The sequence below is a fragment of the Sphingobacterium spiritivorum genome, from assembly GCF_016724845.1.
Classification (GTDB): domain Bacteria; phylum Bacteroidota; class Bacteroidia; order Sphingobacteriales; family Sphingobacteriaceae; genus Sphingobacterium; species Sphingobacterium spiritivorum_A.
Window position 1 is genome coordinate 3,908,738 of sequence record NZ_CP068082.1, and the last position, 22,335, is coordinate 3,931,072.

At 40.9% G+C, this 22,335-nt stretch carries 14 protein-coding genes; 8 read left to right on the forward strand and 6 right to left on the reverse strand.

What is annotated here, in order from left to right:
- Both I6J03_RS16615 and I6J03_RS16620 read left to right on the forward strand, forming a co-directional pair.
- Nucleotides 1-1,314 (forward strand): ammonium transporter, encoded by a 1,314-nt coding sequence (locus I6J03_RS16615; protein ID WP_201693834.1) that lies wholly within the window; start codon nt 1-3, stop codon nt 1,312-1,314.
- A gap of 156 nt (nt 1,315-1,470) precedes the next feature.
- Nucleotides 1,471-3,381 (forward strand): amidophosphoribosyltransferase, encoded by a 1,911-nt coding sequence (locus tag I6J03_RS16620; RefSeq protein WP_003004018.1) that lies wholly within the window; start codon nt 1,471-1,473, stop codon nt 3,379-3,381.
- Nucleotides 3,382-3,461: 80 nt separating this feature from the next.
- On the opposite strand, the gene I6J03_RS16625 is transcribed toward I6J03_RS16620, so the two are convergent.
- Nucleotides 3,462-3,941, reverse strand: coding sequence for a GNAT family N-acetyltransferase (locus I6J03_RS16625; protein ID WP_003004016.1), 480 nt, complete (start codon nt 3,939-3,941; stop codon nt 3,462-3,464).
- Between the two features lie 62 nt (nt 3,942-4,003).
- Entirely contained in the window at nt 4,004-5,011 is a 1,008-nt protein-coding gene (gene asnA, locus I6J03_RS16630) for an aspartate--ammonia ligase (protein WP_003004015.1), read from the reverse strand.
- A 470-nt stretch (nt 5,012-5,481) separates the two neighbouring features.
- Between asnA and I6J03_RS16635 the strand changes: the two genes are divergently transcribed.
- The 6 genes from I6J03_RS16635 to I6J03_RS16660 all read left to right on the forward strand — a co-directional run bounded on the left by I6J03_RS16635 (nt 5,482) and on the right by I6J03_RS16660 (nt 16,533).
- On the forward strand, nt 5,482-7,122 hold the full coding sequence (locus I6J03_RS16635; protein ID WP_003004013.1) for a DUF6377 domain-containing protein: 1,641 nt from the start codon (nt 5,482-5,484) through the stop codon (nt 7,120-7,122).
- A gap of 212 nt (nt 7,123-7,334) precedes the next feature.
- Entirely contained in the window at nt 7,335-10,319 is a 2,985-nt protein-coding gene (locus I6J03_RS16640; protein ID WP_003004012.1) for a SusC/RagA family TonB-linked outer membrane protein, read from the forward strand.
- Between the two features lie 11 nt (nt 10,320-10,330).
- Nucleotides 10,331-11,851 (forward strand): RagB/SusD family nutrient uptake outer membrane protein, encoded by a 1,521-nt coding sequence (locus I6J03_RS16645; protein WP_201693836.1) that lies wholly within the window; start codon nt 10,331-10,333, stop codon nt 11,849-11,851.
- Between the two features lie 39 nt (nt 11,852-11,890).
- Nucleotides 11,891-13,366: a glycoside hydrolase family 30 protein gene (locus I6J03_RS16650; RefSeq protein WP_039989745.1), complete on the forward strand. Its 1,476-nt coding sequence runs from the start codon at nt 11,891-11,893 to the stop codon at nt 13,364-13,366.
- A gap of 8 nt (nt 13,367-13,374) precedes the next feature.
- Nucleotides 13,375-14,709, forward strand: coding sequence for a DUF5125 domain-containing protein (locus tag I6J03_RS16655; RefSeq protein WP_003004004.1), 1,335 nt, complete (start codon nt 13,375-13,377; stop codon nt 14,707-14,709).
- A gap of 603 nt (nt 14,710-15,312) precedes the next feature.
- Nucleotides 15,313-16,533: a DEAD/DEAH box helicase gene (locus tag I6J03_RS16660; protein ID WP_003004002.1), complete on the forward strand. Its 1,221-nt coding sequence runs from the start codon at nt 15,313-15,315 to the stop codon at nt 16,531-16,533.
- Nucleotides 16,534-16,663: 130 nt separating this feature from the next.
- Here the strand turns inward: I6J03_RS16660 and I6J03_RS16665 are convergent, their stop codons facing one another.
- From I6J03_RS16665 to I6J03_RS16680, 4 genes are all read right to left on the reverse strand, one after another.
- Nucleotides 16,664-18,619 carry an OmpA family protein gene (locus I6J03_RS16665; RefSeq protein WP_039989742.1) on the reverse strand — a complete coding sequence of 652 codons (1,956 nt, stop codon included), beginning with the start codon at nt 18,617-18,619 and terminating at the stop codon, nt 16,664-16,666.
- Nucleotides 18,620-18,707: 88 nt separating this feature from the next.
- Nucleotides 18,708-19,721: a PorP/SprF family type IX secretion system membrane protein gene (locus tag I6J03_RS16670; RefSeq protein WP_201693838.1), complete on the reverse strand. Its 1,014-nt coding sequence runs from the start codon at nt 19,719-19,721 to the stop codon at nt 18,708-18,710.
- 38 nt (nt 19,722-19,759) lie between these two features.
- Nucleotides 19,760-21,346: a T9SS type B sorting domain-containing protein gene (locus tag I6J03_RS16675; RefSeq protein ID WP_039989578.1), complete on the reverse strand. Its 1,587-nt coding sequence runs from the start codon at nt 21,344-21,346 to the stop codon at nt 19,760-19,762.
- A gap of 138 nt (nt 21,347-21,484) precedes the next feature.
- Nucleotides 21,485-22,285, reverse strand: coding sequence for a hypothetical protein (locus I6J03_RS16680; protein WP_003003992.1), 801 nt, complete (start codon nt 22,283-22,285; stop codon nt 21,485-21,487).
- Nucleotides 22,286-22,335: the final 50 nt, after the last annotated feature.

A 22,335-nucleotide genomic window follows, 5' to 3' on the forward strand; every position in this document is an offset into this window, starting at 1 on the left:
ATGAAAAGTAAAAAGTCTGTTTTTCCGCTGATTTTTATGGTGGGGGTTTTGATCTTAGCTCTGATTTTCCCTTCAGTTCCTGTTAGTGGTAGTGATTTTGAATATTCAGGTGCGGATACAGCCTGGATGTTGACATCTACGGCTCTGGTTTTGATTATGACTCCGGGTTTAGCTTATTTTTATGGAGGAATGGTGAAAAAGAAGAATGTAATCTCTACGATGTTGCAGAGTTTTATTTGTATGGCAGTAGTGGCGGTGATATGGGTTGTATTTGGTTTCAGTCTGGTGTTTGGTACCTCGATTGGTGGTATTATAGGTGATCCACGTACCTATTTTATGTTTGAGCATGTGATAGGAGGTAAGCCCTGGCCGGGCGCACCAACCATTCCGTTTACCTTATTTGCGATGTATCAGCTTAAATTTGCAATTATTACTCCTGCATTGATAACAGGTGCTGTGGCCGAACGTATCCGTTTTACCTCTTATATTTTATTTATCTGTTTGTTTTTTATTTTTATTTATGCTCCGCTGGCGCATGCTACCTGGCATCCGGATGGTGTGCTTTTCAAGCTTGGCGTCCTGGATTTTGCAGGTGGTACAGTTGTACATATGTCTGCAGGACTGACTGCATTAGCTGCAGCGATCTATCTTAAACAGGGTAAAGATTTTCATGCCCATAATCCGGCACGCATTACATATGTGATGCTGGGTACGGGGATGTTATGGTTCGGATGGTTTGGATTCAATGCCGGTTCAGCTTTCGGAGCCAATGCGCTGGCTGCTACAGCACTGGCGACTACTTCCGCAGCCTCAGGTGCAGCGGCATTGATGTGGATATTTTTTGATGCAGCAAGAGGGATTAAACCATCTGCGATGGGGACTTGTATCGGCGCCGTAGTAGGACTGGTTGCTATTACACCTGCTGCAGGATTCGTGACCGTACCACATTCCCTGATTATTGGTGCTGTAGCAGCACTTATCAGTCGGATGGTCGTCGATTGGAGAACCAAATCACGTGTGGATGATACGCTTGATGTATTTCCGTGTCACGGATTAGGTGGTATGGTGGGGATGCTACTTACCGGAATATTTGCTACTAAAGCGATAAACGGGGCTGTAGAGCATGACGGATTGTTTTTCGGAGAGACTACGCTTTTTTTTGCGCATGTGATAGGTTTGGTAGGAGCGACTCTTTTTACATTGATACTGGCTTTTGTACTTTTAAAACTGACAGACCTGATCTCTCCGTTGCGGGTGAGCGAAGAAGAAGAAGAAATCGGACTTGATCTTTCTCAGCATAATGAGAAATTATAATATAGCTTAAGACTAACATCCGCAATCCCCTGTAAATCATCCGATATACAGGGGTATTTTGTGTTGGATAAGAAATGACATTGCGAAAACTTTAGAAAGACTTTTTATGAAATATTTTCTTAAATAATATGTAACTTTGCGTCATCAAATCAAGCTATGAGTGACGCTATAAAACACGAGTGCGGAATTGCACTTATTCGATTGTTAAAACCCCTCTCTTATTATCAGGAAAAATACGGTACGCCCTATTACGGGATTAATAAGCTGTATCTATTAATGGAAAAACAGCACAATCGCGGACAAGATGGTGCTGGTATTGCGACGATCAAATTTGATACGCAACCTGGTAACCGTTACATCAGCCGTTATAGAGCAATGGGTTCATCTGCTGTGGCAGATATCTTCGAATATGTTCAGAAGAAATTTGCTGCCGTTCAGAAGGCATATCCTAAAGAATCGAAAGATACAACCTGGCTGAAAGAGCATGTAAGCTTTACCGGTGAAGTGCTTTTGGGACATTTGAGATATGGAACTCACGGAAAAAACAGTATTGAGAGCTGTCATCCTTTCCTGAGACAGAATAACTGGATGAGCCGTAATCTGGTTGTAGCCGGAAATTTTAATATGACCAATGTGGATGAGTTGTTGCAACAACTGTATGAGTTGGGACAGCATCCAAAGGAGAAAGCGGATACGGTAACTGTATTGGAAAAAATCGGACACTTCTTGGACGATGAAAATCAGGAGTTATTTGATAAGTTTAAAAAAGAAGACTACTCTAATGTGGAAATCAGTTCACTGATTGCCAAAAATCTGGATGTAGCCAAAATATTAACCCGTTCTGCCAAAACCTGGGATGGGGGATATACTATTGCTGGTATATTTGGTCACGGTGATGCTTTTGTTATGCGTGATCCGGCAGGTATCAGACCGGCATTCTATTATCAGGATGAAGAAATACTTGTTGTTGCTTCAGAAAGACCGGTAATACAGACTGCTTTTAATATTCCGATTGGAAGTGTTAAAGAAATCAAGCCAGGACATGCACTCATTGCGAAAAAGGATGGTACTGTCACAGAAGAGATGTTTCGCCAGCCGGTTGAGAAAAAATCATGTTCATTTGAACGTATTTACTTTTCCCGCGGTTCTGACGCAGATATTTACAAGGAACGTAAAGAATTGGGCCGTCTCCTGACTCCGTTGGTGTTGGAATCTATAAATTACGATATCAAAAATACCGTATTTTCTTTTATACCTAATACTGCTGAAGTTTCATACTACGGTATGACTGAGGGTGTAAATGCATATGTGCGTGATCTTCAGAAACAGGCTTTACTAAACCGGGAGGATAAAATTTCGGATACAGAACTGGAAGAAGTACTGAGTATGGCGCCACGTTTTGAAAAGTTAAATGTAAAAGATGCTAAATTAAGAACGTTTATTACACAAGATGCAGACCGTACAGATATGGTACAGCATGTGTACGATACGACTTATGGTATCGTCAGAGATGATAAAGATACAATAGTAGCTATAGATGATTCTATCGTAAGAGGAACGACATTAAAACAGAGTATTCTGACGATTCTGGATCGTTTGAATCCGAAGAAGATTGTTATCGTTTCATCTGCACCACAGATCCGTTACCCGGATTGTTATGGTATCGATATGTCACGTATGGGCGAGTTTGTAGCATTTGAAGCTGCAATTAACCTGTTAAAGCAACGTGGACTGGCACACATTATTGATGAAGTTTATCAGAAGTGTGTAGCTTCTCTGACAAAAGATAAAGAAGAAATTGAGAATTATGTAAAGGCAATCTATGCGCCGTTTACAAATGAAGAAATTTCAGCTGAAATTGCGAAAATCATCAAACCTCACCATTTGAAAGCAGATGTAGAAGTTATCTTCCAGACATTGGAGAACCTGCATACAGCTATCCCTGATCATAAAGGAGATTGGTATTTTTCAGGAGATTATCCGACTCCTGGAGGAAACAAAGTTGTGAATAAAGCTTTTATGAACTGGGTTGAAGGTAAAAATGTAAGAGCCTATTTCAGCAACTAACAAAATATAAGAATTTATCAAAAAGGTCTTATGCAATGCAGCGTAAGACCTTTTTTGTTTAATGTTATGATGTAATCTTATTAAAGCTGGTTTTGAAGCGCCTCTGGATCGTATCGCATACTATAAAGGTCGTAACCCGGAGCCCAGTAATCTTTGGCTATTTTGGTAAGTACAAACCCGTTCTTTTCATAAAACCTATAAACAAGTTGGGATGTCCTGACAGTTATTTTCTGAATGTGATAGGTGTTCTGTAATTCCTTGATCCGGTATTTAAGTAATGCACTTCCTATGGATTGTCCCTGGAAATCCGGGTGAAGAATATCCCAACTAATCTTTCCGACCGTTTTATCTTCAGCGAAGTTGATACCTCCGCATCCGATAATCAGTCCGTTAGATTCCACAACATAATAGTGGTCTATTTCATGTTGAAGGTAATGGATCAGATCGACTTCCTCTTCCGAAGAAAAATATTCAGGTGTATTGAGACGTAATAATCCGATGACAGGAGACTGATCATCTGCCTTGTATTCTCTGATGATAAATGTTGCTTTTTCGGTCATTTGTATTTATGTATAATGACATAAGGTCTGAACGGATCAGACCTTATGTTTATAACCTCAGACTACAGAATATTGATTCCCTGAATTCTAAGATTTTCTTTTTCCTGCTCATCCCAGATACTGACCTGTACTTCACCTATATGCGATTTCTTAAGCATAAACATACAGACTCTGGATTGGCCTATCCCTCCGCCTATGGATTCAGGAAGATGTCCGTCAAGGAGCATTTTATGAAAAGTAAGTGATGCTCTTTCTGTATTATTGCGGATTTCGAGCTGATATTGCAATGCTTTTTTATCTACGCGTATACCCATAGATGAAAGTTCAAATGCGCTGTTGAGAACAGGATTCCAGACAAGAATATCTCCATTCAGGCCGTTGTAACCGTTTTCATTTACACTGCTCCAGTCGTCATAATCGGCAGCGCGTCCGTCATGTGCTTTTCCATTGCTTAGTTCGCCACCGATACCATACAGGAATACAGCACCAAATTCTTTGGTGATTGCATTTTCTCTTTCTTTTGGAGTGAATGCAGGATATTTCTGCAATAATTCTTCTGAAGAGATAAATGTGATGGTATCCGGTAGAATAGCTTTAATCGCCGGATATTGTTTTTCGACCTGATGTTCTGTGAATTTTAAAGATTCATAAATTCTCACCACCGTCTCTTTAAGGTAATTCAGATTACGGTGTTCAGGCAAAATTACTTTTTCCCAATCCCACTGGTCTACGTAGATCGAATGGATAGGAGTATAATCTTCGTCCGGACGTAAGGCACGCATATCTGTAAGAATACCTTCTCCTGGAAGCATGTCCAGTTCACGGAGACGTAGTCTTTTCCATTTTGCCAGTGAATGTACGACGACAGCAAGGCGCTCTTCCAGTGCTTTGATTGGAAAAGCTACAGGACGTTCTATGCCGTTCAGATCATCGTTGATACCTGTACCGTCCAGTACCACCAGAGGTGAGGAAATCGGTATTAAATTTAAATTGTGTTTTAACTGTTGTGAAAAAGTGTCTTTAACAAAACTAATAGCCACTTCTGTTTTCAGTAGTTCTCTTCCTTCCATGAAGTATATTTTTATTAAAAATGCCTTTTCTTAAAAAAGACATTCGATTGTGGATTTATCTCCAGATCATAATGTAGATTGCATTCAAACCTAAGTTTTACTTTGTTCCCTTTATGATGTGAAACCTCATATTATTACGTTAACAAAAATAGTATAATTTAATTCAAATGGAAGTTTTGTTGATAATATTATTTTAATGCTGTTGTATTATTGATTAATTTTTAACGAGAGGCCAGATTTCTACGATACTTTCTTATTGACTTAATAAAATCAAACTCCATGTAAAATCCCTATCTTTGAATGTATTTATATTGCATTTCAGCGTGTTTTCGTAGATATAGGACCTTAATAAGATGTGAAGCTCTGAGATTCAGGATCGTAAGATTGCAAAGGAACCGAATTCTTGTCATTACCATATCGTAATTACACACAAACCCATTTATTGAGTAACCAAAAAGATTAATCCCTTAATGCGTATTGTATATTTCTTTTTTGCAATGATGTTTTTGTTTTCTGCAGATGTTTTTGGACAGCAGAATCTTTTACCGTATTCGGATGTAGAGAAAAAACTGGATGATCTGATCCGACGTCAACATTATTTTGTAAAAAAGAGAGAGGATATGATTGCTGGTCTGAAGCAGCAGGCTGCATTGGTTAAACGGGAACCAGGAAAATATTTTGATGCTAATTACAGGATTTATGAAGGCTATAGAAAGTTTCAGTCAGATTCAGCGATTGCTTATGTCTTGAAGTGTCAGACATTAGCCCATGAATTGAAAGACGATGCATTGCGAATTCGTGTAGATCTAGACCTCGCTGCATTGTATTCTACTGTAGGCCGTTATATTGAATCAAAGAAATTGTTGGAGAATATTGACCGGAATAAACTTGATCCAAAATTTTTGCCTCCGTATTATGAGACGTACAGCTCTTTTTACAGCCATTACGGTCAAAGTAATAATATGAGTACCTATTATCAGCAAAGTGAATTGTACAGAGATTCCTTGCTTTCAGTTCTTGACCACTCTTCAGAACAGTATGCGATCGTACAGGCTACTCAGACGTTGTTTAAAGGAGACAGAAATGCAGCAGAAGGGATGTTGCTGAAATTATTAGATACATATCAGAATGATCTGGAAAACAAAGCCATGACAGCCTATTTTTTGGGATTGATATATCAGCAGAATAATGATATCCCAAAGAAAAAGTATTACTATGCTGTATCAGCCTGTGCAGATATAGAACATGCCACGCGGGATAATGCTTCCTTACAGGATCTGGCATTGAGTTATTATGAACAAGGAGATTTTGACCGGGCATTTAAGCTCATCGAGAAAGCTATAGATGATGCGATGGTTTCCAATGTAAGATACCGTGTTATTGAAGGTACATCATTCTATCCTTTGATCAATGCTGCTTACCAGCAGCGTATTGAACAACAGAAAAAAGTTCTTTTAATATATCTTATTCTTATCAGTGTATTATCTGTCGTGCTGATTGCAGGTATTGTATATCTGTACAGGCAGATGAGCCATTTGGCTAAGACCCGGAAAGCATTATCCGAGACAAACGAAAGATTAAAGGACTTAAATGAAGATCTTTCCCTGGTCAATATGAACCTGTCTGAATCTAATCATATCAAAGAGGAATATATTGCCCGTTTTTTTGATATGTGCTCTTCTTATATAGATAAGATGGAAGATCTCCGGAAGTCTGTACTCAAACAAGCCTCCAATAATCAGATCAAACCACTGATCGAACAGTTGAAATCTACCCGAATGGTGGAACATGAGGTGGAAGAATTGTATAAAAACTTTGACCGTATTTTTCTCAATCTCTATCCTGCCTTTATTCAGGATTTTAATAGTCTGTTGCTTGCTGAAGAACAGATATGGCCTAAGAAAGGAGAACTGCTGAATACAGAGCTCCGTATATTTGCGCTCATCCGGTTAGGAATAACGGACAGTGTCAAGATCGCGGGTTTTCTGCGATATTCCCTGCGTACCGTCTACAATTACCGCACAAAAGTACGAAACAAGGCTGCCGTAGAACGGGCTGATTTCGAAGATATCGTTCGACAAATAGGTCTTAAAGTGCGGAATAATCATTAATTGCTTCTTAAACAGGTACTTTTTACAATACATTTATTTGTGTAATAATCTTGTTGTCAATGTGTTGCGTTTAATCGCAAGTACTTTTTCACTATATGCCCTTAAAAGCAGGGGCTCCCTTTTATAACTTTGGTCAATATCGCGGTCTGCTCTTTATGCGGTCCGTATGAGTAATAATAACCAATCAAATAAATCATCAATTTCAAAACATTATGAAGCTTTTTATCCAAAAAGGTAAGTTGTTCATCTATCTGTTTCCGATGCTCCTGTTGATACTAAGTCAATCTGTGTTATTTGCACAGGAAAGTATTACGGTCCGAGGAACCATAACTGATGCACAGACAAAGGAGGCGCTGACGGGGGTGTCAGTTGTACAGAAGGGTACTTCCAACGGTACATTGACAGACCGGGACGGACGTTACGAACTTAAGGTGCCTCGTAATGCCGTACTTGTAGTGACGTATGTCGGTTACAATCCGCAGAGCATTACGGCAACCACATCATCACATTCTGTAGCATTGCAGTCTGCCATGAATGAGCTGGAAGATGTCATTGTTATCGGCTACGGTACCGCCAAACGTAAAGATGTCACCACGGCCATTTCTTCCGTATCAACCAAGGATCTGGACCAGCGGCCGATTGTGAATGTAGGTCAGGCGATTCAGGGTAAAGCTGCCGGTGTATCGGTGATACAACCCAATGGTACTCCGGGAGCAGAAATGTCTATCCGGGTGCGCGGGACAACTTCTTTTAATGGTAGTAACGATCCGTTATATGTCGTAGATGGAGTGCCGGTAGACAATATACGTTTTCTCTCGGCAAATGATATTGCCGGCATGCAGATTTTAAAAGACGCCTCCTCCGCTGCGATCTATGGATCCAGAGCGGCCAATGGCGTAATTCTGATATCGACCAGGTCTGGTGTCGCAGGTGAAGCAAAAATAGATCTGAATGCACAGCTTACCCACAATGTGGTTGCCAATTCATTCGATGTACTCAATACAGATCAATATCGTGAATTACAGAATGAAATCGGTTTGGTTTCTTTGCCGGCAAATCTAAAAGATCAGACAGACTGGTTCAAGGAAGCCTACAAAACGGGTAAGCTGCAGAATTATCAGCTATCCATTTCGGACGGTACTGAAAAACTGAAATACTTTCTTTCTGCAGGTTATGTTGATGAAAAAGGAGTTTTAAATGCAGCTTTTTTTAAACGATATAATTTCAGAGCCAATATTAATAATCAGGTGCGTAAGTGGTTGAATGTAAGTGCTAACGTTAACTACTCAGATTATTCTAATAATGGTATTTCTACGGGTACAGGTGCTAACCGGGGTGGTGTAGTATTGTCTGTCATCAATACGCCTACCTATGCGCCGATCTGGAATCCGGAAAATCCGGCACAGTATTATAATAATTTTTACGGGATAGGGAACATTACAAGCCCGCTGGAAAACCTGGCCAGAAGTGCTAATAATAAAGATAAGGAAAACCGTCTTTTGGCCAGTGGAAGTACATTGATCACTTTTCTGCCCGAACTGACCTTTAAGTCTTCCTTTACACTGGATAGAAGAAATGCGGTAAATACCAGATTTCTGGATCCTATCGCCACTGCCTGGGGACGTAATCAGTTTGGTGAAGGAGCGGATTTGCGAAATATGAATACAGTTCTCACCTGGGATAATGTCCTGACCTATAACAATAGTTTCGGGAAACATAATATAGAATCTATGCTGGGAAGTTCATGGACAGATTCCAAGTATACTAATAATTACATTTATGGCTCTCACTACCGTAATGATCTGATCCAGACACTGAATGCTGCGAATAAAATCTCCTGGAATAATACGGGGTCAGGTGCATCAGCATGGACAATCATGTCTTACTTTGCACGAGTCATGTACAATTTTGACAGCAAATATCTGGTCACTGCAAATGTGCGTGCAGACGGATCATCTAAGATACATCCGGACAATCGCTGGGGAATATTCCCGTCCGTATCTGCTGCATGGAGACTGTCTGCAGAGGATTTTCTGTCTGATACCGAATGGCTGAATGATCTGAAAATACGAGGAGGTTGGGGAGAGACCGGAAATCAATCGGGGATAGGGGACTACGCCTATTTGCAACGCTATGATATTGGTCGGATCGAATGGTTCAAGGAAGGTCAGCAAAATGCTCTTCCTACCATATCTCAGGCTAATCTGCGTACTCCCGATCTGAAATGGGAAACAACAAGGCAGTCTAATGTAGGAGTGGATCTGTCTGTATTAAACGGTCGTGTTAATGTCGCACTGGATTACTATTACAAGCATACCCGAGATATGCTGATGTATCTGGTACTTCCGGCCGGCTCAGCAGCAGTGGGTAATATTGCCCGCAACGAAGGGGAAATGATCAATAAAGGATTTGAAGCTACTGTAGGGAGTAAAAACCTGACAGGTGACCTGAAATGGGAAACGGATTTTAATATCTCGTTTAACCGTAACCGCTTAGAGAAACTGGAAATGCAGAAAATCTATAATGATGCTGTTACAAGCGGTGTTGTGAATGAGGCTGTTGTGCGGAATGAACCAGGCCGTCCGATGGGTGGTTTCTATGGATATATCAGCGATGGTGTAAATCCTGAAACCGGAGAACTGATGTATCGGGATCTCAATAGTGACGGCAGATTATCTCCTTCGGACCGGACCTATATCGGGGATCCTAATCCGAACTTTACTTATGGGATGACAAACAATTTTTCATGGAAGAATATAGACCTGAGCATTTTTATACAAGGGTCATATGGAAATGATATTTACAATGCCAGCCGTATAGAGACTGAAGGAATGTATGATGGTAAGAATCAGACAACACGTGTGCTGGACAGATGGCAAATTCCCGGACAGATCACAGGTGTGCCCAAAGCCGGATTTAATATCAAAAACTCTACATACTTCGTAGAAGACGGTAGTTATCTGCGCCTTAAGAATATCTCGCTTGGTTATAATATTACATCAGAATCGCTCAGACGTATCGGTATTCGAAAGTTGCAGCCCTATGTATCCGCAAGTAATCTCTTGACCTGGACAAATTATACAGGTATGGATCCTGAAGTGAATCAATGGGGAAATAACGGAGCAGTACAGGGAATTGACTGGGGAACCTACCCGCACAGCCGTTCATTTGTAGTCGGATTAAATGTTGGATTTTAATAGTTAAAGATATGATATCAAGATATATATTAATTCTTTTGCTGAGCAGTATGGGATGTACAATGATATCCTGCTCATTAAACAGAGATCCGTTAGATACCTATTCAGATGTCACTGAAGGAGTAACGGAGACAGGCAAAAAGGTAGTGTTTAAAGATAAGGCAACTGTACTGAGTCATATGAAGACTCTTTATCAGCAGATGAGAGACCGGCAGGAACACTGGTATCTGGATCTCTTGCTGATTGCGGAGTCACATGCAGACAATGCATATGCCGGAACAACCGGAGCGGAGGTTATTCCGTTTGAGAACAATGCTATAGAGGGTTCTAATTCAGTAGTCAACAGGGATTGGAACCGGTATTTGCAGGATATCGGTCGTGCAAATCGTCTTATTGTCAATATTGACAGTGTGAAAGATAATGCGCTGACTGCACAGGAACGCAAGCAGTATAAGGCGGAAGCGATGATCTTCAGAGCGATGATTATGTACGATATGGTGCGCATATGGGGAAGTATTCCTGTGATTACGACAGAAGCAGCTGATATTACATCGGAGACACTCGAAGAAGTCTATCCGCAATATTTTCCAAAACAGGCTACCGAGCAGGAGGCCTATCAGCAAATTGAAAAAGACTGTCTGGCTGCGCTGCAGGATGCTCCTAATAGTGTAGCTTCAGACAAAACGGTATTTTCAAAATCTGTAGCCAGGACATTACTTGCTAAGATATACGTAGAAAAACCACTTCGTGATTATGCCAAAGCTATTCAGTACTGTGATGCCGTAACTGCAGACGGATTTGATCTGGTATCGGATTTCAGTGATCTGTTTGGAATGAATGCAGGAAATACCGATGCAAAAATGCGTAATACAAAAGAATCTATTCTGGAAGCACAGTTTTTTCCGGGCAGCGGTAACTGGGCCACCTGGATGTTTGGACGTGACCTGATCAATTACGATAATAATTTTACCTGGGCGAAGTGGGTTACACCTTCACGCGATCTGATCAAAGCTTTTCAGGAGGAGGGAGATCAGATCCGGTTCAATCAGTCTGTTGTGTATTATGTAGCCAAATGGAGTAATTATTATCCGGCCAGCAATTATCCCTTTATGTATAAGCTGCGTTCGGCCAATAGCAGTATTATCAAATACAGATATGCCGATGTATTACTGTTGAAGGCTGAAGCACTGATCCAGCAGGGAAGTTCTGACCTGTCTGCCGCTGCCGATATAATCGATCGTATTCGTGTACGGGCAGGATTACCCAAACTTACAGCAGCAGCAAAAGCCTCAAAGGAAACGATGCTGAATGCTCTTCTTAAAGAAAGACGTCTGGAACTGGCTTTTGAAGGTCAGCGTTGGTTTGATCTTGTCAGACTGAATAAGGTGGAAGAAGTGATGAATGCCGTATTTGCAAAAGACAGCGGACGTAAACCACTGGTCTATCCGTTTAATACAAATTCATACCGTTTACCTGTGCCGCAGGCAGCAATTGACCAAAATCCGAATCTGGTGCAAAATCCGGGGTATTAATTAATTCTATCAAAGATGAACAAGTATAATAATAAGTATATGATTTTAACATTCCTGTTTTCGTGCCTGCTGACTGTGGGATCATGCAATCGCGAAAGCTACGCTCCTTCCAACGGTTACTCATCTGCAGAAAGTGGAGATGTCACAGTATATGTTACGACTAACAATCGTAGTTATGATTTCCAAAAGGAATTCAAACCATTCAGTACCAAATTTAATATGTCGCCCAATACGATTACATTGGACCCCGCAGTCAAGTTTCAGACGATGGACGGATTTGGTGCGGCAATAACAGGATCCACCTGTTATAATCTGATGAAGATGAAAAAGGAAGACCGTACAGCTTTTCTGAAAGAAACATTTTCAGATAAGGAAGGTATGGGGATGAGTTACATCCGTATAGCTATCGGATGTTCGGATTTCTCCTTGAGTGAATATACCTGCTGGGATACACCGGGAATAGAAAACTTTGGACTACAATCGGAAGAGAAGGATTATATTATTCCGGTATTGAAAGAGATACTCGCTATTAATCCTGATCTGAAAATCATAGGATCACCATGGACCAGCCCCCGATGGATGAAAGTAAATAACCTGACTGAGTTAAAAGCGTATAATTCATGGACCGGAGGTCAGCTTAATCCTGCACATTATCAGAATTATGGAACTTACTTCGTAAAATGGTTGCAAGCTATGGCTGCACAGGGCATAAAAGTGGAGGCGATTACGCCTCAGAATGAACCGTTGAACAAAGGAAATTCTGCTTCTTTGTATATGACCTGGGAGGAGCAAAAAGCTTTTGTAAAACAAGCACTGGGGCCACAATTGAGAGCTGCAGGTCTGCAGACAAAAATATATGCCTTTGATCATAATTATAACTATGATAATATTGCCAGCCAGAATGATTATCCGGTCAATATTTATAAAGATCAGGAAGCTGCATCTTACTTTGCCGGAGCGGCTTATCACAATTATGGTGGTAATAAATCGGAGCTACTGGATATTCATCAGCAACGACCTGACAAAGAGCTGATCTTTACAGAGACTTCTATAGGCACATGGAATGACGGTCGTAATCTGTCCACACGGTTAATGGAAGATATGCAGGAAGTTGCACTGGGTACAGTCAATAACTGGAGCAGAGCCGTGATTGTCTGGAATCTGATGCTGGATACAGAAAAGGGACCGAATCGTGAGGGCGGATGTCAGACTTGCTATGGTGCTGTAGATATCAATTCGGCAAATTATAAGACAATTACCCGTAATTCACATTATTACATTATCGGACACCTGTCATCGGTCGTAAAACCGGGAGCAACACGTATAGGAGCATCCGGATATACAGCTGACGGATTGCTGTATTCCGCTTTCCAGAACGTAGATGGTAGTTATGCAGTAGTATTGCTGAATAATTCGAATGAAAACCGTGCGATTACATTGAATGACAGTAAAAATCATTTTAGTTATCAGGTACCTGCAAAATCTGTGGTATCCTATCGTTGGACTTCTAAATAACAGTAATCATGAAGAAAAGTATTCTAGCAGGATTTTTACTGCTGCATAGCGTAGGAATCTTTTATTCCTGTAAAAAGGATGAAAAATTAAGCCCCGGAAACCCGGAAATGATGCTGAAATCAGAATTGAAAACGGCTCTATTTGGAGATAGCCTTTCCTTTGAAGTACAGGTGTCTGATGCTACTGTGCCCTTGTCTACGCTCAAAGCTCAATTGTATTATACAGATGATCAGGTGGCCGAAACGGTTATACGAACCAAAGAGAACGGAACATATTCCGGAAAAATCTTTATCCCGTTTTATAAGAATGTACCTAATGGTACTGCTACATTGAAACTGGTCTTGCAGAATATCAGTAAGACTATTACCGAACAATCTCTTGATCTTGTCGTGAGTCGTCCGGATTTTCCTTACCTGACTTTGGTTGCTGAGGGGAAAGAATATAAGATGCAGAAAAAGACAGCTAACCAATATGCGGCAACTGAGGTTTTTCCATTTTCTGTTAAGGGATATATCAAAGCACCCAAAGTAGGGGCAAATGGTAACGAAATGAACTTTGGATGGGAGAGTAACGCAATCGCACTTGGATCCACTTCTCCGATTCCTTTTTCCAATTCTTCATCAGGTACATATACCATTGCATTTAATACCTTTAATTATGAAGCATCTCCTTTTATTATTGCTTATGCGATTAATCAGAAAGTCCTGAATAGGGTCAATGATGATAATTTCAGGACAGATCTGACTATAAATAAAGGTGATCAGGTAACTATTGATGGTTTTTCGGATCTTAAAGACTGGTGGATTGATCCGGATTTCTTTACAAAAGACAGCAACGGCAAACTGACTTTTAATGCCATAAATGGTAATTATAGAATTACGGCTAATTTTCCGAATAAATATTTTATCGTAGAAGCGCTGGACGGAAGTAACTATGCTTCATTGAAAGCGGATGGAACAGGAGCGATCTGGATTATCGGTGAAGGAGTAGGGAAACCGTCGGTAGCGAATAATCAGGTTGGTTGGAATACAGATAAAGCTCTTTGTCTGGCACCAATAGGAAATAAGAAGTATCAGGTTACATTTAGAGGAAAGGAAACGATAAAACTTGATAATATTAACTTTAAATTTTTCCATCAAAAAGGATGGGGCGGTGAATTTGGTTCTGCAGCCATTAAAACCTCCGGAGATCTGATCTTTATCGGTAACGGATCCAATGGCAGAGATTCCGGAAATTTGGGACTGCTTACAGGTAAAACCCTGGAAGATGGAAAAACTTATGTATTGACTGTGGATGTCAGTGCCGGTAATACAGCTGCAGTACTGACTGTTCAGGCTAAATAATTACTTTGGAATAAGGAAAGTATGGAGACGATCCCCTGATCAGCCAACCGGCAGATCAGGGGATCTTGTTTTGTTAGTGTCGCTGAACAGGTGACTGGCTTAACTACTGTTACTTCTCTGGCGCAGGGATGTGCCTGTTCCTCTATAATGTTGTCGGTGTGGACACCGACAAACGCAGTTGAAGCGTCTGTTGGCGTCCCCGCCAGCAGTATGCGATACAAATAGTTTTTTAACTATAAAAGCACAAAAGTTTTAACTTTATTAACTATATCAACCTTATCAACTTCTTAGTAACCTCTCTGCCCTGCGGGCATCTCTCCTTTAAAAGGAGAGAATTAATCAGGTTTAACCGTTGTTATTTCTCTGGCGCTGGGATGTTGTCTGTGCCTCTATTATTCTGGATACGAGTGTGACGCTCGCACCAGCTTTTGTTTTTCTTTGCGTCTGTTGGCGTCCCCGCCAACAGTATAACATGCTTGTAACAAGCTGCTTATTTTTGAATTTTTAGTTTCAAGGTCCATCAGATATACTTCTGTAATTTTTTTCTTTCAGAAAAAAACACTAAATTATGCTGTTTTTACAGTATAACGATATAATAAAAGATTGAAATTCACCGAATTTGGTTTAGCTCCTCTATTGGAGGAGGGGTTAGACAGTATGGGTTATCTTGATGCAACTCCTATACAAGGACAGGCTATTCCTGTTATCCTCCAAGATAAAGACCTTATTGCCTGTGCGCAGACAGGTACAGGTAAAACCGCATCTTATCTCTTGCCTATCTTACATAAAATTGAAGTCCGCAAATCGGAACATGTCAATACCTTGATTTTAGCCCCTACACGTGAATTAGCCCTTCAAATTGATCAGCAGATTATGGGACTTGCTTATTTCACAGGGGCGACTTCTATTGCTGTCTATGGCGGAGGAGACGGGATGGGGTACGAACAGCAGAAAAGAGCAATTCGCGAAGGAGTAAACATTATTGTGGCGACTCCCGGAAGATTGATTGCTCATATGACATCCGGTAAATTTGACTTCTCTAAACTGGAACATCTTATTCTCGATGAAGCTGATCGTATGTTAGATATGGGGTTCTACGAAGATATTCTGCGGATTATCAGTTATTTGCCGGCGAAGCGTCAGAACTTGCTTTTTTCGGCTACAATGCCGCCTAAGATCCGTTCTCTGGCCAAACAGATTCTGCATGATCCTACAGAAATAAATATTGCGATATCCAAACCTTCAGACGGCATAAAGCAGCAGGCATATCTGGTATATGATGAACAAAAAACGGAATTGATCAAAACGATTCTCTCTGATGACAGCTATTCCAGTGTTATTATTTTTGCATCCAAAAAGGAAATCGTCAAGAGACTGACGCATGAATTGCAGAAAAAGGGAATAGCCGCTGAGGCATTTCACTCCGATCTGGAACAGACTCAGCGTGAAGAGGTCATGAACAAGTTTAAAGGCAAGCGTCTGAGTGTACTAGTCGGAACAGATGTGATATCAAGAGGGATAGATGTAGTGGGAATAAGCCTGGTAATCAATTATGATGTACCTCCGGACCCCGAAGACTATGTGCATAGGGTAGGACGTACTGCCAGAGCAGCAACTACCGGTACTGCCATAACTTTTATCAATACCAAAGATCAGAATCGTTTTGGCCGTATAGAAGCATTGATAGGTAATGAAATCGAAAAAGTACCCTTGCCGGAAGGATTTTCCGAAGGACCTGTATATGATCCGAAAAGCCGGCCTGCAAAAAAAAGATTCAATCGGAAAAAGAAGCCTTTCAGAAAAGTCGCTAAGAAACAGGATTAGCAAAGACAAAAGATATACGAACACGAACTTTCCATTATTACGGAAGTTCGTGTTTTTATTTTAAGTCTTTTTTTTAAGAATGGACAAATTTTAAAAAGTCTGTTCAATAAATGTTTTGGCTATTCTTTTATTAATATTCAAGTACCTTTATTTCAGTTCGTCGATTAGCCTGATGCTCTGCATCTGTACATTTTACCCCGTCTTTACACATATTAATTAATCTGCTTTCCCCGTAGCCTTTAGCTATAATTCGGTTTCGGGCTATACCTTGGCTTACTATATAATCCACCGCAGACTGCGCCCGGTTCTGAGATAATTTCATATTGTATTTAGCTGTAGCTCTGCTGTCTGTGTGACTTGAAAGCTCGATTTTAAGACTCGGGTTGTCCCGAAGAGTATGGACCAATTGGTTGAGAACAGGTTTAGCATCTTCTCTGATATTAGATTTATCCAGATCGTAGTAAATATTCTCTAATGTAAAACTTATTCCTTTTTCAATTACTGGCTGTAAATGAAGTGTCAGATGGATTGTAGTATCACGATTGGCAATAGGAGTTGTGAAAACTACCGAATCTCCGTGAAAACCGAGCTTCTCTCCAACAATGCTATAATGCAACCCGGCATCAGTTGGGAAGTTAAATTCGCCATTTTGACTACTTAATTTGCTCTGAAGTATTTGCCCTTTTTCATTCTGCAATGTCAGTTGTACAGCTGTGAGTGGTTCTGAAGTAGCTTTGTTCAATGTTTGCCCTTCCAGGTACAGATGAATTTTTGGTTGCTGAAAAGAGAAGGAATAGATATCATCCAGCCCTTTTCCTCCCATACGATTTGAAGACAGATATCCGTAAAAAGACTCGCGACTGTCATGAATAACTACATATGAAAAATCATCTGAAGCGGAGTTTACCGGAAAGCGAAGATTTTTGGATCTGCTGAATTTATTTTCTTTTATTTCACTCATAAATACATCCAGTCCTCCCATACCAGGGAAACCATTACTGGAATAATAAAGTATATTTCCGGAAAGGGAGGGAAACATCTCGTCCCCGGATGAATTAACTTCCGGGCCTGCATTTACCGGTTTGCCCCAGCTACCGTCGGGTTGACGTATACAATACCAGATATCTACGCCTCCCATTCCTCCGGGCATATCCGAAGCAAAATAAACTGTGGCTTCATCCTCGCTAAGTGCAGCATGTCCTGTAGAGTAGCTCTTTTTGTTATTATATGGAAAAGGGGTGGCTGTCCAGGAATCTCCGGATCGTGTATAAATGATTAGCTCCAGGTTATGTTTGTTGAATGTATAGTTGCCTGATCGTTGTTTTTCTGCATCTTTACCGGGGTAGGTACGGGTGACAAACAGGGTATTTCCTTCTTTATTGGTGGCGACAGGCCCAACATGATATTCTGTATCGTTAAATACATCGGGCAGGATGTTGGGATATAATAAGGTAGTAGCATTTTTATCCCGGCTTGCTGAATACACGCGAAGATACGGCCGGCCGGTACGTCCGGAAATGCCTGTACTCCAGGTGCTGGGTTCACCGGCATATAAGACATTGTTATGAAGCGGGATAGTACCAAATTCAGAATAGCGTGTGTTGACGCCATCCTCATTCTTTAGTTTATGTAAGGTAGGTGAAGCCATCCATATGACTGCAGAATCAGCTCCCTGTATTGAAAGGGTCACCTCATCAGCCTTACCTGTACGTGTACCATACTGACGGAACTGTTCTTTGGCCGCACTATAATTTCCTGTCATCTTCAGTAAATCTGCATAAATCAGTTGCGATCGATCTGAAAATTTACCTTGACTTATAATGCGGGCATACCAGTTTTGTGCCAGACTATAGTTATCAATAAGGTAATAACATTCAGCAAGACGCTCCATATCCTGAAGACGGGGTTTCTTTGTGTCAACGAGCTTCTCATAAATACGAGCCGCACTATAATATTCGTATTGATGATAAAGTTTATCAGCAGTTGCTCTGAGACTTACCTGCTCCTGAGCTTTTACTGAAATTACTACGCTCAACAATGCTCCGATAGCCAGTAGTTTATATATAGAATGTAGTTTTTTTGCCATTATTTTGCTGTTATCAGGAAACCTTTGAGATGGTATTCCTCTATAGTTATTATAGATCATTATTTCTGCTGTACATCCTTGATTTCTCTTAGAAAAAACGTGGGCTCAGGTATTGGCTCGCCCCGCGGCTTCCGAATGTCAGTCCCAACGTGATTTCATGAGATCCATTTTGTAGCCCACTCATACGGTTGATCATTGCATCATACGAATACCCGATACGTAACCGTTCGGTCACATAGAACTGTGCAATACCGGTAATGGCGTTCATTGCGCTTAGTTTGTCTACAGTATGATCCTGATAAGCGCGGTTAAAGAGTTTAGCCCGTGTACGATATCCTGCTCCTATCCAGAATTTGCTGTTGAAGATTAACATCGTATTTATATCCAGCGATGTCGGTCCTTTAAAATCTTCTTTTAGCAGCATACTGGGCCGGAGGTGGACACCCTGACTCAACTCCAACAACATACCTGAAATCACATACATACTTACCGTACGATAGAGATTTTCAGAAGTATTCAGATTGAACCGGTAGTCTGAACCGGAATTTGTACCATTGAAAAGATCCTGTACTGATACTCCGGCATACCAGCGGGGATTAGTGTAGTATACACCTAAGCGGATATCCGGAGCCCAGTCCGATATTTTTCCTCTTGGAATTATCTGATCATTATAATCGTTGGGATCCAGTTTATTTCCATCAAGACTGTATTGGGTGACGCCCGCTGCAATGCCGAGACTTAGTCGCTGTGTATCTTCGTCATCCAGTTGTAAACGGAAAGCATAGTTTCCATAGATGGCTGTTGCTGCCTGTGCACCCAATTTGTCTGCAGTGAGGTTAAGCCCTACAGCATGTCGTTTATTCTGCGCATCTAAAATACCATCTATTGAGACCGTTCCCGTTTTTGGCGCTCCTTCCCAGCCTGTCCACTGGCTACGCAGGCCTACCTGTGCAAACCATTCTTCCTTGTAGCCTGCATAAGCCGGATTCACACTCATGGAGTTGAAAATGTATTGCGTAAACTGGATACTCTGCTGGGCATAGCTCTTACAGAAGCCAACTAGCCCCGTCAGTGTGAGTAAAATGTATTTTCTGTATTTCATTTTTAATAGTTCTTAGTTAGTTTTTAAGACAATCACTATTATTGGGGTTTGATCAATACATCTCCTTTGAACACACGTGTTTCTCCACCCTTCGTAGCTTCGATAATATAGAAATAGGTGCCTGTATTCAGACCGCTGCCATTCCATTTATTATCATAAGTACTGTTACGATATACTTCATTTCCCCAACGGTTGACAATGGTTACTCCAATACGATCATAATATTCATAGCCGATAATCTCAAAATAATCGTTGATACCATCTCCGTTAGGAGTGAATACATTCGGAATATGAAGGTCGCGGGAAAGGATATTAAGTGTCACACGGGCTGTATCTGAAAGACCATATTCGTCAGTGATGCTATATTCAAAGGAATCTTCTCCTATGTAGCCCGGATCGGGGGTATAAGTGATGCTACCATCTATATTGACAGTTACTTTTCCATGTTGCGGCTGACTGAGTATAGTGACTGAAGAAACGATAATGGGGCTGGATCCTGCATTGTCATTTTGCAATACATGTAATTGATTTTCCTTGTTGAGATATTCATCTGCATAGGCTATCGTAAAGGTGTCATCATTGGCTTCAGGACCCTTGTAGCTGAACTTAGTCATCCAGGTACCGCTCAGCGTGGGAGCAGCATAAGCTAATACGTCCTGCCGGCTGTGTATACCTGTCCCTATTAATGTGGTAACATCTCCAATCCAGTTGCCATTGCCGGAATATTGCATAATTTCTGCTTTGCTATCCACAAAGAGATTTCCATTGGTGATGGCCTGATGAATAAGGGTGTAATCCGCTCTTAGCTCCTTACTGGCATAGATATGCCAGATACGGTCCATACCCACTTCTGTATCCTTAATCTGGATTGTTGTCGCAGCTTTATAATCTATAACGCCCACATGGATATCATCGGCTGCTTTTGGAGTAAGGATTGCGGGAGTGTAACTGCTTTCATTTATACCTACCGGAAACAGAAACTTTTCCCCCTGTTTCAGACTCTTTACAAGTGAACTGCCTGGTATATTACCTGTCACGACATAACCGCGTATATTCTGATTCGGAATGTTAATACTACCTGCGTTCAATAACTGGGCATTAGATCCCAGCATCAGTTCAAATCCGTTGAGCAGAATATCCCCTCCCTGTACATTAAAATCGATATTAGCATCTACTCTCAGACTTGCGGTATTATTTATTCCTGTCTGAATACCGTATCCCGGATCTGAAATGTCTGCCAACTTGATATTAGAAGGGTTGTCAATTGTAATATTTACCTTAATAAATTCTCCGCTATTTGCATCGATCAGTGTAGGTTGATTACCCCAGCCTGAATAGTAAGGATTGGAGCCTGGATCTTTCAGGATAAGTTTACCACTTCCGGTGATTTTGGCAGTAGGAGCAATCCATACTTTAGTACTGTAGATATATAAGTCTCCGTCAATCTGCCATTCTGCATTAGGGCCTATAAAGAGACTTTCAGAATATATAACATCCGCTGTGCCCTCAGAAACGATAAAATAGGAGTTATTTGAAAAATCGGAATTTTTGCCATTTTGAGCGTATAGAGATAGGCTAAACATCCCAATGGCAGTACTAAGGAAAAATTTGATAGAATTTTTCATACTAATACATGTTTGTACCTTCATGTACAGATCACGGTACCTTGCTGACAGCAATCTAAAACTGTCCATACCTGTTATTAATCTGCTGTATAGTTTCATCTTCAGGTCTGTTTATTGTTACTCCTTGTTTTACGATTTTTATTGTACAGGAACTGCGTAAAAATAATTTTCAGAATTGTTGGTCGCATATTGGAAAATATCAGTGGCCCACCTTTGAAGAACAAGATATATAGTTACTCCTGCGGATGCAGTTACATTAATAACCGAACTTCCGGATATAAAACTTGTCCCATTTGTATCAGTTGGCGAGGCTTTAGCAGCTTTCAGCAATATACCGGCATAGCAGGTGTTATTACCGGCAGGACCTGAATGGGTAAAGTCTGCCTGCGCTATACTTGCTGGGCTAGAAGATAAGTAACAATGTTGCCAGCTGTCGCTACTGATATTATTAAATGTCATGCCTGCATTTACTGCCCATTTACCCTGAGGAAGAGTGATGGATACACCGGAAGCGACATAGTTACCCGTTCCGTCATTTGCATGTACAGTATTGGCGGTGCCGGGGAAATCCCCTAATACGGTGGGACGAAATGCCGGAACCAAAGTCCAGCTGCCAATTCCGTTTGCATCACTGGTCAGTACATAGCCATTGGCCTGTGTACCATCTATAATCTTAATGGCAGCTCCGGCAATGCCGTTATCAATAACGAGTTTTGTGGTAGGGGCTATGGTGCCAATACCAACATTACCTGTATTGGTAACGACAAAATCATTAGCAGGCTGTGTCCCTGTAGGGGCTCCGCTGGCATTATTATCTTTACTGCCATCTACATGAAGGACAGTTTGGGGATTTTTGGTATTGATTCCTGTATTTTGTGCGTAAGCGGATGCAAAGCAGATCGTAGCAAGCGCTGTAGCTATAATTTTAAATGTTTTCATTGTGTTGTATATTAATAACATTAGATATTATTTGCTTATGCAGATAGACT

Bases quoted from the DNA above. Each gene is read 5' to 3' on its own strand.
- I6J03_RS16620 (WP_003004018.1), top strand. From the start codon at position 1,471: ATGAGTGACGCTATAAAACACGAGTGCGGAATTGCACTTATTCGATTG.
- I6J03_RS16645 (WP_201693836.1), top strand. From the start codon at position 10,331: ATGATATCAAGATATATATTAATTCTTTTGCTGAGCAGTATGGGATGT.
- I6J03_RS16625 (WP_003004016.1), bottom strand. From the start codon at position 3,941: ATGACCGAAAAAGCAACATTTATCATCAGAGAATACAAGGCAGATGAT.
- I6J03_RS16615 (WP_201693834.1), top strand. From the start codon at position 1: ATGAAAAGTAAAAAGTCTGTTTTTCCGCTGATTTTTATGGTGGGGGTT.
- I6J03_RS16670 (WP_201693838.1), bottom strand. From the start codon at position 19,721: ATGAAATACAGAAAATACATTTTACTCACACTGACGGGGCTAGTTGGC.
- I6J03_RS16655 (WP_003004004.1), top strand. From the start codon at position 13,375: ATGAAGAAAAGTATTCTAGCAGGATTTTTACTGCTGCATAGCGTAGGA.
- I6J03_RS16665 (WP_039989742.1), bottom strand. From the start codon at position 18,619: ATGGCAAAAAAACTACATTCTATATATAAACTACTGGCTATCGGAGCA.
- asnA (WP_003004015.1), bottom strand. From the start codon at position 5,011: ATGGAAGGAAGAGAACTACTGAAAACAGAAGTGGCTATTAGTTTTGTT.
- I6J03_RS16675 (WP_039989578.1), bottom strand. From the start codon at position 21,346: ATGAAAAATTCTATCAAATTTTTCCTTAGTACTGCCATTGGGATGTTT.
- I6J03_RS16650 (WP_039989745.1), top strand. From the start codon at position 11,891: ATGATTTTAACATTCCTGTTTTCGTGCCTGCTGACTGTGGGATCATGC.
- I6J03_RS16635 (WP_003004013.1), top strand. From the start codon at position 5,482: ATGCGTATTGTATATTTCTTTTTTGCAATGATGTTTTTGTTTTCTGCA.
- I6J03_RS16640 (WP_003004012.1), top strand. From the start codon at position 7,335: ATGAAGCTTTTTATCCAAAAAGGTAAGTTGTTCATCTATCTGTTTCCG.
- I6J03_RS16680 (WP_003003992.1), bottom strand. From the start codon at position 22,285: ATGAAAACATTTAAAATTATAGCTACAGCGCTTGCTACGATCTGCTTT.